The following is a 12,357-nucleotide window of genomic DNA, read 5'->3' as shown; positions in this document are numbered from 1 at the left end:
GCTCACGACACCACCCGCGTCAGCCGCACGGCCATGAACTGCCGCGCCGGCAGCTCCACCCGGAACGACCCGGAGAACACCCCGGGCACCCGCGACACGGTTATCCCCCAGGTGTCGATCACGTCGACGATCCAGGAGTCGGAGGGGTCCCGCACGATCTGCCGGAACCGCGGCCGGTTGAAGCCGAAGTAGACCAGCTGCACGCCGCCGCCCCCGCCCCAGGGCGCGTCCCAGTCCGAGGGCAGCGGGTCGATCCGCCCGTCCGGCATCTCGGCCGTGATCCGCCGCAGGAACGCGATGCGCGCCGGACTGTCGCCGACGAGCTCGCCGCCCTTCGACCACCACAGCTCCTCGCGGTCGTTGAGGTACGTCTCGCCGTGGCCGACGTAGCCGCCGCGGATCGCCCCCTCCCAGAACCGCCGGACCATCTCCTCGCCGGTGATGTTGCCCCAGCCCTGGTCGATGTCGCCCTCGTAGGCGCACTCGTCGATCACGACCGGCTTGCCCCACTGCTCGCGCCAGGCGTCGGTGTTCTCGGCGGTCCGGTACACGTCGATCCGCTGCACGCTCGCGTGCGTGATCCACGGCCGGGAGTAGTCGTAGAAGCCGAAGCAGTTGTGGATCGAGAGCAGGTGGCCCACCGGGTCCTCGGCGACGACGAGCGCGGCGAGGCGCTCCCAGTCGTCGACGCTCTTCGACCAGAGCAGGTCGTACTCGTTGGCGAGCGACCACCAGACGTTCGGCGAGGCGGCCAGGCGCCGGACCACGTAGCGGGTGACGAGGTCGTCGGCCGCGCGGCCCATGTCCGAGAAGCCCCAGCGGTCGTAGGCGTGGAAGAGGATCACGTCGGCCTGGATGCCGAGCGCGTCGAGATCCGCGACCCGCTCCTCCAGCCGGCGGAAGAACGCGGGCACGGGCCGGTCGAAGTCCCAGCCGTCGCCGTCGCGCTCGAACGGGTACAGCTCCGGCTCGTTGGTGTTGTACAGGTACGCCTTCGGGAAGACGCAGTGCCGCACCTTGGTGAACGGCGCCTCCGCGAGCGTCGCGAGGGTCGCCTCCTGCAGCGCCTCGGTCTGGTGCGTCCAGGCGTAGGCGGTCGTGCCGAGCGGCAGGTGCCGGGTGCCGTCCTCGTGCGCGAAGTGGAAGGTGTCGGCGACCCGCACCGGCCCGTGCGCGCCGGGCAGGGCGGCCTCCACGGTCACGGAGGCGGTGAGCCCGTCGAGCGAGCGCGCGGTGGAGGCGGTGGTCACGCTCCAGACGCCGGCGGCAGGAGGCAGGAAGCGCACCCGGTACACCCCGTCGCCGTCGTAGAAGCCGCCGGCCCGCACCGTCTCGGCCCCGAGCGAGAACTCCGCCGAGAACTCGACGTCCACGAACGGATTGCCGTGCGACGGCCCGTCGACGACAACTTCGGCCGGCGCCCACACGGTGCCCGGAGCGACCGGTCGCACCACCGCGGACGCGACAGCCACGTCCTCGCCCTCGTAGTCCGCGCGCGGCAGCACGGCCACCCGCTCCGGCCGCGGCGCCGCCGCTCCGGAGTCGTCGACCGCGTCGAGCGCCGCCCAGAACGAGGCCTCGCGCTCGGGGTCCGACTTCAGCAGCGGGTCCATCCCCACGACGAGCCCGACAGGAGCGGAGCGCAGCTGCACCAGCAGCGGCGAGTTGACGACACCCGGGACGAAGCGGCGCACGACGTCGCCCGCCTCCCCGTGGTCGAGGACGGCGGCCAGGGTCGATTCGCGGGAGAAGCCCACGGTCACACCTCCACGGTGGTCAGGGTCTGAACGGTGCGCCGGAACTCGGCCTGCATGTCGAGGGCGTCGCGCTGCAGCAGCCACTGCACCTGCAGCCCGTCCATGGTCGCGATGACGCGGATCGCGGCGCTGCGCGGATCCACGCCCGGCACCAGCTGCCCGCGGGTCAGCATGTCGCCGAAGGCGCCGGTGAACAGGTCGACGATGAAGCGGTAGCGGTTCGCGAAGTACGCGTGCGCCGGGTGGTCGGCGTGGGTCGCCTCCGCCGAGAGCACGCACTGCAGCTCGACGAGGCCGGGGATCTCGGTGTTGTAGGCGACCAGGTCGATCAGCGCGCGGACGGTGTCGATCCCGGGCACGGCGTCGCCGCTGGGCACCCGGACGATCGAGTGGTCGTCGCGGAGGGTGAGCACCGCGGAGAGCAGCTCCCACTTGTTGGCGAAGTGGTGCAGCACGCCGGCCTGGCTGAGCCCGACCTTCTCGGCGATCTCGCGCAGCGATGCGGCGTGGTAGCCGCTCGCGGAGAAGACCTCCAGGCCCGCGGCCACGATCTCGGCGCGCCGGGCGGCGGTCTTGGCGTACTGCCCGCGCGGTCGCCGCGGGGGAGAGGTGGGGAGTGCCATGAAGTGCCTCCAGGCGCATCGTTGCGAGGGGGCACGGAGCCTCCGGTGCGAGAAACCTAACCCTTTGAGGTTTCTTAGTCAAAAACCCCGGGCGGATTCGGCTTTCGGAGACGCCCCCGTCAGAGCACAGTTCCGGAGGCGCTCCCGGATGTGAACGGTCACGAGAATCACGAAAACCTAACGGGCCGAAGTTTTTCTCTCAAAAACCTAGGGGTCGTCTGTTTTTCGTGTTAGCTTCCTCGGCACCGGTTCATGGGAGAACCGGGAGAACCTGGAGACCGAAGATGTTCCGATGGAAGAGGCTGGCGGCCGCTGCGATCGCCGTCACCACGATGGTCGGCCTGACCAGCTGCGCGGCCGACTCCGGCGGAGGCGCCTCCGGCGGCTCGAGCGAGACGCTCACGCTGGGTGCGATCCAGACCCTGTCGACGTTCGCCGCGGCGGACTCGTACTGGGCCAACGAGTCGCCCTACATGCAGGCCGTCTACGACAGCGTGCTCCGGGCCGAGCCCGACGGCACCATCACCGAGGGCCTCGCCTCCGAGTGGACCTACAACGAGGACAACACGGTCCTCACCCTGAAGATCCGCGACGGCGTGACCTTCTCCGACGGATCGACGCTCGACGCCGACGCCGTCGCGCAGAACCTGATCCGCTTCCGCGACGGCAACTCGCCCGACACGAACAAGATGGCCGACCTCGCCGACGCGGTCGCGACCGACGCCTCGACCGTCACGGTGACCCTCAAGCAGGCCAACCCGACGTTCCTCTTCTACCTGACCCAGAACGCCGGCCTCGTCGAGGCGCCCTCCGCCTTCGAGTCCGCCGACATCCAGACCGTCCCGGTCGGCTCCGGCCCCTACGAGCTCGACGCGGCCAAGACCGTGATCGGCACCTCCTACGCCTTCACCAAGCGCGACGGCTACTGGGACGAGGACTCGGTCCACTACGACAACCTGAACATCAACGTCTACAGCGACTCCACCGCTTTGGTGAACGCGATCAAGGGCGGTCAGGTCAACGCGGCCAACACGGTCGACAACAACGACCTCAAGGAGATCGAGGCGTCGGGCTTCACCGTCAACGCCTTCGAGCTCAACTGGACCGGTCTGCTGCTGCTCGACCGCGACGGCACCATCGCGCCGGCCCTGAAGGACGTCCGCGTCCGCCAGGCCATCAACTACGCGTTCGACAAGGAGTCGCTGCTGAAGGCCATCGGCCAGGGCTACGGCACCCCGACCACGCAGATCTTCCCGACCTCCTCCGAGGGCTACGACGAGTCGCTCGACGACGACTACCCCTACGACCCCGAGAAGGCCAAGGAGCTGCTCGCCGAGGCCGGCTACCCGGACGGCTTCGAGCTGAACATGCCCTCGAGCTCGCTCATCGGCTCCTCGACCTTCACGCTGATCCAGCAGCAGCTCTCCGAGGTCGGCATCACCGTCACCTACACCGACGCCGGCAACAACTTCATCGCCGACGTCCTCGCCCCGAAGTACGCCGCGACCTGGCTCACGCTGCAGCAGGACCCCGACTGGGCCCTGATCAACTTCGAGCTCAGCCCCAACGCGATCTTCAACCCCTTCAAGAACGCCGACCCCGAGCTCGAGACGCTGATCGAGGCCGTCCGCACCGCGGACGAGTCCGGCTACGCCGCCGCCGTCCAGGCCGTCAACGCCTACACGGTCGAGAACGCCTGGTTCGCCCCCTGGTACCGCCAGCAGTCGAGCTTCGTGACCGACGCGAACACCAAGGTCGAGACCCAGACGGGCAACGCCTACCCGTACCTCTGGAACATCACCCCGGCCTGATCCGGATCAGCGGGGGCCGGCTTCACGGCCGGCCCCCGCTCCCTCTTCTCCGCGCGTCACCGATCCGCTGATCAGGCCCGCGCCCTCCTCCGTTCGAAGGACCACTGATGACCAGGTTCATCCTGCGACGCGTCGTCTCGGGGATCATCCTCGTGGTGCTGATCTCCGTCGTCGCCTACGCACTCCTCTATCTCGGCGGCGGCGACATCGCCCGCCGCATCCTCGGGCAGAACGCGACGCCGGAGGCGGTCGCCCAGCGCGCCGCGCAGCTCGGCCTCGACCAGCCGATCTGGTCGCAGTACCTCGGCTGGCTCGGCCACGCCGTCACCGGCGACCTCGGCAGCTCCTGGTTCACCGGGCAGGCGGTCACCACCGCCATCTCCACCCGCGTCACCGTCACGCTCTCCCTGGTCATCGGCGCCACGATCATCTCCGCGATCGTCGCGGTCGTGCTCGGCGTCTGGGCCGCGGTCCGCCGCGGCTGGGCCGACAAGCTCGTGCAGCTGGTGTCGATCCTCGGCTTCGCGATCCCCGGCTTCCTCATCGCGCTGGGCCTCGTCACCGTCTTCGCGATCAACCTCCGCTGGTTCAAGCCCACCGGCTACGTCAACCTCACCGACTCGTTCTCGGGCTGGATCGCCACGGTCACCCTGCCGATCATCGCCCTCGCGATCGGCGGCATCGCCGGCGTCGCCCAGCAGGTCCGCGGCTCCGTCATCGACGCGCTCCGCCAGGACTACGTGCGGACCCTGCGCTCGCGCGGCCTGCCCGCGAACCGGATCGTCTTCCAGCACGTGCTGCGGAACGCCGGCGGCCCTGCGCTCGCCGTCCTCGCCGTGCAGTTCATCGGCCTCCTCGGCGGCGCCGTCATCGTCGAGCAGATCTTCGCGATCCCCGGTCTCGGCCAGGTCGCGGTCACCGCGACCACCCAGGGCGACATCCCTCTGGTGATGGGCCTCGTGCTGATCACCGCGATCATCGTCGTCATCGTCAACCTGCTCATCGACCTGCTCCAGGGCTGGCTCAACCCGAAGGTGCGACTCTCATGACCGCCACGACTCCGCTGCCCGCCAGCACCCCGTCGGTCGGAGTGGAGGAGCGCGCCGCCCGCACGCACCTCTTCCGCCGCCTGCTGCACAACCCGGTCGGGCTCGTCTCGCTCGTCTTCCTCGCGATCGTCGTCCTCTCCGGGATCTTCGCGCCGCTGCTCGCGCCGGCCGACCCGAACCGCGCCTCGCTGCAGGACGTGCTCGCCGAGCCCGGCGCCGCGCACCTGCTCGGCGCCGACAGCGCCGGCCGCGACGTCCTCTCGCGCCTGCTCTTCGGCACGCAGTTCAGCCTCGCCGGCGCCCTGGTCGCGCTCGCCGTCGCCGTCGTGATCGGCGTCACCAGCGGACTGCTGGCCGGCTACTTCGGCGGCTGGTTCGACTCGGTCTCGGCCTGGACCTCCGGCCTCGTGATGGCGCTGCCCGGCTTCGTCGTCCTGCTGGCGGCCCGCGCCGTCATCGGCCCGTCGATGTGGCTCTCGATGGCCATCTTCGGCGTCCTGCTCTCGCCGGCCTTCCACCGGCTGGTCTACGCCTCCGTCACCGCGGTGCGCGGCGAGCTCTTCGTCGACGCGGCCCGGGTCTCCGGACTCAGCAACGGCCGGATCATCGCCCGGCACATCCTCACCGTCGTCCGCGCTCCCGTCATCATCCAGGCCTCCCTGGTCGCCGGCATCGCGATCGCGATCCAGGCCGGACTCGAGTTCCTCGGCCTCGGAGACCTGTCGATCCCCACCTGGGGGTCGATGCTCAACGACGGCTTCTCCAACGTCTTCAACGCCCCGATCCTGATGCTCTGGCCGAGCCTCGCGATCGCGCTCACCTCCATCGCGCTGACCCTGCTGGGCAACGCGATGCGCGACGAGCTCGAGCGCAGCGCCTCCGGAGCCAAGCGCTCGAAGAAGCGCAAGTCGGCCTCGGCGCCCGCGACGGTGCCGACCAGCCTGTCCACCATCGGCGTCCAGACCATGCTCGACGAGGACGCCGCGGCGCCCAAGACCGTCGTGCACGAGGAGGAGGCCGGCGCCCGCAGCGCCGAGGAGATCCTCCGCGTCACGAACCTCTCGGTCGGCTACGGCCAGAACGACGGCTCGGTGAAGACGGTCGTGCACGACGTGTCGCTCGCGGTCCGCCGCGGCGAGATCCACGGCCTGATCGGCGAGTCCGGCTCGGGCAAGACGCAGACCGCCTGGTCGGTGCTGCGCCTGCTGCCCGAGGGCGGCCGGATCACCGGCGGCTCGATCGTCTTCGACGGCAAGGACCTCGCGCACCTGTCGGAGAAGGAGATGACGAAGCTCCGCGGCAAGCGCATCGCGTACATCCCGCAGGAGCCGATGTCGAACCTCGACCCGTCCTTCACCATCGGCACGCAGCTCGTGCAGCCGATGCGGATCTGCCTCGGCCTCTCCAAGGCGGCGGCGAAGGAGCGGGCGCTCGGCCTGCTCGCCCGGGTCGGCATCCCCAACCCGCAGCGCACCTTCGACGCCTACCCGCACGAGGTCTCCGGCGGCATGGCCCAGCGCGTGCTGATCGCCGGCGCCGTCTCCTGCGACCCCGACCTGCTGATCGCCGACGAGCCGACCACCGCGCTCGACGTCACGGTGCAGGCCGAGGTGCTCGACCTGCTCCGCGAGCTGCAGTCGGAGCTGAACATGGGCATGATCCTCGTCACGCACAACTTCGGTGTCGTCGCCGACCTGTGCGACCGCGTCTCGGTCATGCGCGACGGCCGGATCGTCGAGACCGGGCCCGTGCGCTCGATCTTCGCCGACCCCCGTCACCCCTACACCCGCGCCCTGTTCGACGCGATCCTCGAGGAGGGGCCCGCCCGCGGTCCGCTCGTCGCCACCACCGCCGTGAAGGAGTCGAGCCGATGAGCGCCGCACCCGCCGCACCCTCCGAGCTGCTGCTGGACGTCAAGGACGTCGTCGTCGAGTACCCGGGCAAGGGCTTCCGCGCGAAGCCGTTCCAGGCGCTCAAGGGCGTCTCGCTCGACATCCGCCCCGGCGAGACCGTCGGCCTGGTCGGCGAGTCCGGCTCGGGCAAGACCACGCTCGGCCGCGCGGTGCTGGGGCTCGCCCCGGTCACCGGCGGCGAGATCCTCTACAACGGGCGCGACATCGCGCACCTCGACCGGCGTCAGCGCCGCGGGCTCTCCTCCGAGATCCAGGTCGTCTTCCAGGACCCGTACACCTCGCTCAACCCGTCGCTGACGATCGAGCAGATCCTGGTCGAGCCGCTCACCGTGCGGAAGGTCGACGCCAAGGTCGCCTCCCAGCGGGTGCGCGAGCTGCTCGACCAGGTGGGGCTGCCGCAGTCCGCGGCCGACCGCCTGCCGCGCGAGTTCTCCGGCGGTCAGCGCCAGCGGATCGCGATCGCCCGGGCGCTCGCCCTCGAGCCGCGGCTGATCGTCTGCGACGAGCCCGTCTCGGCGCTGGACCTCTCCACCCAGGCGCGCGTCCTCGATCTCTTCACCGAGATCCAGGAGCGCACCGGAGTCGCGTACCTCTTCGTCTCGCACGACCTCGCCGTCGTGCGGCACCTCTCGCACCGCGTCGCCGTGATGTACCACGGCGAGATCGTGGAGTGGGGCGACGGCGACCAGGTCACCTCCCGCCCGGAGCACGCCTACACCCAGCGCCTCTTCCTGGCGGCCCCGGTCGCCGACCCGGTCCGCCAGGCCACCCGCCGCGAGGAGCGCCGCGCCTTCGTGGCCGCCCACCCCTGACGCCCGCCCCCCCCGGACGCGCGCGCGTCCCTCCCCTCCCCGCGAGATGCCACTTATGACGCGATCGCACGGCGTGTCGCGCTCATAAGTGGCATCTCGCGGAAGGGGCCGGGGCGGGGCGCACCGTCAGAAACTTACTGCTGCTAGGTTTTGAGGGACGACGACGTCGCCTCCCGAGAGAGAAAGAGTCACCGTGACCGACACCTCCACTGCTCCCCGCATCCCGGCCGAGGGACCCGACGCCGACGCCCTGCTCACCGAGCTGATCGGGCGCCTCGACCTCGAGGAGAAGGTGCAGCTGCTCACCGGCCGCGACTTCTGGACCACCTGGCCGATCGAGAGGATCGGCCTGCGCCGCATGCTCGTCTCGGACGGCCCGTCGGGCGTCCGCGGCGAGGTGTGGGACGAGCGCTCGCCCTCGCTCAACCTGCCCTCCGCCACCGCGCTGTCCTCCTCCTGGGACCGCTCGATCGCCCGCCGCTACGGCGCCGCCGCCGCGGTCGAGGCGCGCCGCAAGGACGTCGACGTCGTCCTCGGCCCGACCATCAACCTGCACCGCTCCCCGCTCGGCGGCCGCCACTTCGAGGGCTTCAGCGAGGACCCGGTGCTCACCGCCGACCTCGCCGCCGCCTACGTGGCCGGCGTACAGGAGAACGGCGTCGGCGCCACTCCCAAGCACTACATCGCGAACGACTCCGAGACCGACCGCTTCACGGTCGACGTCCGGGTCGGCGACCGCGCCCTCCGCGAGCTCTACCTGCTCGCCTTCGAGCGCGCGATCGTCGAGACCCGTGCCTGGCTGGTGATGAGCTCCTACAACTCGATCAACGGCACCACCGCCACCGAGAGCGACCTGCTGGAGACCCCGCTGAACAGCGAGTGGGGCTTCGACGGCGTCGTCATCAGCGACTGGACCGCGGTCCGCACCGTCGACAGCGCCCGCGCGGCGCAGGACCTGGTCATGCCCGGCCCCGACGGTCCGTGGGGCGCGGCGCTGGTCGCCGCCGTCCGCGACGGCTCGATCGAGGAGTCCGTCGTCGACCGCAAGGTCCGCCGCATCCTCCGCCTCGCCGCCCGCGTCGGCGCGCTCGAGGGCTTCGCCCCCGCCGTCGCCGAGCCGGTGCTCGTCGAGGACGGCCGCGCCTTCGCCCGCGAGGCCGCCGCGGCCGGCAGCGTCCTGCTGCGCAACGAGGGCGAGCTGCCCTGGGACGCCTCGGCGCTCACCTCCGTCGCCGTGATCGGCCACAACGCCCGCGAGGCGCGCACCCAGGGCGGCGGATCCGCGACGGTCCTGCCCGAGAAGGTCGTCACTCCGCTCGACGGCGTCCGCGCCGCCCTGCCGCACGCCCGCGTCGACTACGCGCTCGGCGCGGTCGTGCAGGACGGCGTCGCCCCGCTCGTCCTCGAGACGATCACCAACCCGGTCACCGGCGAGCCCGGCCAGCGCGTCCGCTTCCTCGCCGAGGACGGCGCCGAGCTGTTCGTCGAGGACCGCCGTGCCACCTCGCTGGTCTGGTTCGGCGGCACCGCCCCGATCGCGGCCTCGGCCCGGGTCGAGTTCTCGACGATCCTCACCCCCGCCGCCGACGCGACCGTCCGCCTGGGCTTCGCCGTCGCCGGCACCGCCCGCGTCTACGTCGACGGCGCGCTCTTCCTCGAGGAGACCCTCGCCGCCGTCGGCTCCGACCTCGGCGCCGCGCTGCTCGCCCCGCCGTCGGTCTCCGCGCCGCTGACCGTCACCGCCGGCACGCCCGTCGACATCCGGATCGAGTACGACATCGTGCACGCCGAGGGCGACCTCGAGGGTGCGCTCGGCTTCACCTACGGCCTCGAGCCCGAGGACACCCCGGCCGACGAGCTGATCGCGGAGGCGGTGGCGCTCGCCCGCGACGCCGACGTCGCCCTCGTGGTGGTCGGCACCAACTCCGCGGTCGAGTCCGAGGGCTACGACCGCAGCTCCCTCGACCTGCCGGGCCAGCAGGACGCGCTCGTGCGCGCCGTGGCCGCGGTCAACCCGCGCACCGTCGTGGTCGTCAACGCCGGCGCCCCGGTGCTGCTGCCGTGGCGCGACGAGGTCGCGGCCGTGCTGGTCGGCTACTTCGGCGGCCAGGAGATGGGCGACGCGGTCGCCGACGTCCTGCTCGGCCGCGCCGAGCCCGGCGGGCGCCTGCCCACCACCTGGCCGGTCGCGATCGAGGACGTCCCCGTCCTCTCCACGCTGCCGACCGACGGCGAGCTGCACTACGACGAGGGCATCCACATCGGCTACCGCGCCTGGCTGCGCAGCGAGGTCGAGCCGGCCTACGTCTTCGGCCACGGCCTCGGCTACACCACGTTCGAGCTCGTCTCGGTCTCGACGCCCGAGCCCGTGCGCGACGGCGAGGACGTCGCGCTCCTCGTCGACGTCATCAACACCGGCGAGCGCGCCGGCAAGGTCGTGCTGCAGGCCTACGCCGAGCGCCGCGACTCCGCCGTCGAGCGCCCGGTGCGCTGGCTGGTCGGCTTCGAGAGCGCGACGCTGGAGGCGGGCGCGAGCGCGCAGATCGCCGTCACGGTGCCGACGCGACTGCTCGCCACGTGGAACGACGGCTGGGAGTACGAGGCCGGAGCGTTCACGATCCGCCTCGGCACCTCGCTCGAGGACGTCCCGCTGGTGACCGAGCTGGAGCTGCGCGCGTGAGCGGCGGCGTCGTGCCGGGCGGAGTCGCGCAGGGCGGGGTCGGCGCCCCGTTCCCGAACCCGCTGATCCCCGGCTTCAACCCCGACCCCAGCGTCGTCCGCGTCGACGGCGTCTACCACCTGGTCACCTCGACGTTCGAGTACCTGCCCGGCATCCCCGTGTACCGCAGCACCGACTTCGAGACCTGGGAGCACGTCGGCAACGTCGCGACCCGCGCCGAGCAGATCCGTGTGGAGGAGGTGCCCACCGGCCTCGGCGTCTGGGCGCCGACGATCCGGCACCACGACGGCCTCTTCCACGTGATCGTCTCGGTCCCCGCGGGAGTCGGCACCGTCGTCTTCACCGCGGCGGACCCGGCCGGCGAGTGGAGCGACGGCACCGTCCTGACCGATGCCGACGGCGGTCCGCTGCAGGGCATCGACCCGGACCTCGCCTGGGACGAGGACGGCACCGCGTACGTCACCTACTCCGGCCTGATCCTGAGCGGCGAGGAGGCCGGCGCGCACCTCGGCATCCAGCAGGTGCGGGTCGACCTCGCGGCCGGCCGCATCCTGGAGGAGCCGCGCTCGCTCTGGTCGGGCACCGGCGGCGGCTTCCCGGAGGCGCCGCACCTGTACCGGCGCGGCGAGCAGTGGTACCTCCTCATCGCCGAGGGCGGCACGGAGCGCGGCCACGGCGTCTCGATCGCCCGGAGCGACGCGCCGACCGGCCCGTTCGAGACCGCGCCCGGCAACCCGTTCCTCACCGCCCGCGGCACCACCCGCCCGGTGCAGAACACCGGCCACGGCGACCTGGTGGAGGGCCCCGACGGCTCGACGCTGATCGTGCTGCTCGGTGTCCGCCCGCGCGGCGCGACCCGCGCCTTCTCGGCGCTCGGCCGCGAGACCTTCGTCACCCGGGTGTCCTGGGTGGACGGCTGGCCGGTCGCCGAGCCCGTCGCGCTCGCGCCGCGCGGTCCGCTGCGCGACGACGTCGACTTCTCCGGGCCGCTCGACGCGGGCTGGATCGGCGTGCGCCGCCTCCCGAGCGCGCTCGCCACCGTGGCGGACGGCCGGCTGTCGCTGCCGGGGGAGGGGCGCACCCTGCGCCACCCGCAGCCGACGTTCGTCGGGCGCCGCCAGCTCACGCAGACGATGCAGGCCTCGGTGGTGGTCGACGTCTCGGCCGGTGTCGGCGGGCTGGCCGTCCGCTACGACGAGACGACCTTCGCGTCGGTCGAGGCGGAGTCGACCGGCTCCGGCACGCGGGTCACCGCCCGCGCCGTGATCCCCTCCTTCGAGCAGGAGTGGACCGCCGAGCTGCCCGAGGGCCCGGTGACGCTGATGCTGGAGTCGGAGCGCGACGGCGGCGTCGGCTTCGGCCCCGGCCAGATGACGAGCGACTTCCTCGTCCTCCGCGCGGAGGCCGGCGGCGTCTCCCGCACCCTCGCCCGCATCGACGGCCGCTCCTTCACCGCGGAGACCGCCACCTCCTTCACCGGCCGCGTCCTCGGCCTCTCCGCGACGACCGGCACCCCGACCTTCACCGCCTACCGCTACGTAGGCACCGACGACTGACCCGCGCCTCATGCTGATCGAGTAGCCCTCGCAGAGGGCGTATCGAGATCCACCGTCCTGAAGACGTCGGGTCTCGATACGCCGCTCCGCGGCTGCTCGACCAGCATGCGGCCGTCGCTCCCGGGTTGTACCACGTCTGCGTCCAGCCGCAACCAC

General features: G+C 71.8%; 8 protein-coding genes. 6 read left to right on the top strand and 2 right to left on the bottom strand.

Features of this window, described 5'->3' with window-relative positions; genetic code table 11:
• Positions 1 to 2: 2 nt before the first annotated feature.
• Positions 3 to 1,757: a DUF5605 domain-containing protein gene (locus C1I64_RS12970; RefSeq protein ID WP_164874540.1), complete on the bottom strand. Its 1,755-nt coding sequence runs from the start codon at positions 1,755 to 1,757 to the stop codon at positions 3 to 5.
• Between the two features lie 2 nt (positions 1,758 to 1,759).
• Positions 1,760 to 2,380: a TetR/AcrR family transcriptional regulator gene (locus C1I64_RS12965; protein ID WP_127887478.1), complete on the bottom strand. Its 621-nt coding sequence runs from the start codon at positions 2,378 to 2,380 to the stop codon at positions 1,760 to 1,762.
• 284 nt (positions 2,381 to 2,664) lie between these two features.
• Between C1I64_RS12965 and C1I64_RS12960 the strand changes: the two genes are divergently transcribed.
• From C1I64_RS12960 to C1I64_RS12935, 6 genes are all read left to right on the top strand, one after another.
• Entirely contained in the window at positions 2,665 to 4,191 is a 1,527-nt protein-coding gene (locus tag C1I64_RS12960) for an ABC transporter substrate-binding protein (protein ID WP_123736711.1), read from the top strand.
• Between the two features lie 107 nt (positions 4,192 to 4,298).
• Positions 4,299 to 5,240 carry an ABC transporter permease gene (locus C1I64_RS12955; RefSeq protein ID WP_123736712.1) on the top strand — a complete coding sequence of 314 codons (942 nt, stop codon included), beginning with the start codon at positions 4,299 to 4,301 and terminating at the stop codon, positions 5,238 to 5,240.
• The gene (locus tag C1I64_RS12950; RefSeq protein ID WP_127887477.1) at positions 5,237 to 7,114 is read left to right on the top strand and encodes a dipeptide/oligopeptide/nickel ABC transporter permease/ATP-binding protein; all 1,878 of its coding nucleotides are present in this window, start codon (positions 5,237 to 5,239) and stop codon (positions 7,112 to 7,114) included. Before C1I64_RS12955 ends, C1I64_RS12950 begins: the two co-directional genes overlap by 4 nt.
• Positions 7,111 to 7,965: an ATP-binding cassette domain-containing protein gene (locus C1I64_RS12945; protein WP_127887476.1), complete on the top strand. Its 855-nt coding sequence runs from the start codon at positions 7,111 to 7,113 to the stop codon at positions 7,963 to 7,965. The genes C1I64_RS12950 and C1I64_RS12945 overlap by 4 nt, the downstream gene beginning before the upstream one ends.
• A gap of 193 nt (positions 7,966 to 8,158) precedes the next feature.
• Positions 8,159 to 10,645 carry a glycoside hydrolase family 3 protein gene (locus tag C1I64_RS12940; RefSeq protein ID WP_127887475.1) on the top strand — a complete coding sequence of 829 codons (2,487 nt, stop codon included), beginning with the start codon at positions 8,159 to 8,161 and terminating at the stop codon, positions 10,643 to 10,645.
• Complete coding sequence (locus tag C1I64_RS12935; protein ID WP_244209474.1) at positions 10,642 to 12,201, top strand: glycoside hydrolase family 43 protein; 1,560 nt, start codon at positions 10,642 to 10,644, stop codon at positions 12,199 to 12,201. The genes C1I64_RS12940 and C1I64_RS12935 overlap by 4 nt, the downstream gene beginning before the upstream one ends.
• Positions 12,202 to 12,357: the final 156 nt, after the last annotated feature.

The sequence above is a fragment of the Rathayibacter festucae DSM 15932 genome, assembly GCF_004011135.1.
Lineage (GTDB): Bacteria > Actinomycetota > Actinomycetes > Actinomycetales > Microbacteriaceae > Rathayibacter > Rathayibacter festucae.
Note: the sequence above shows the minus strand (reverse complement) of the source record. Positions and strands in the feature narration are given on the sequence as shown.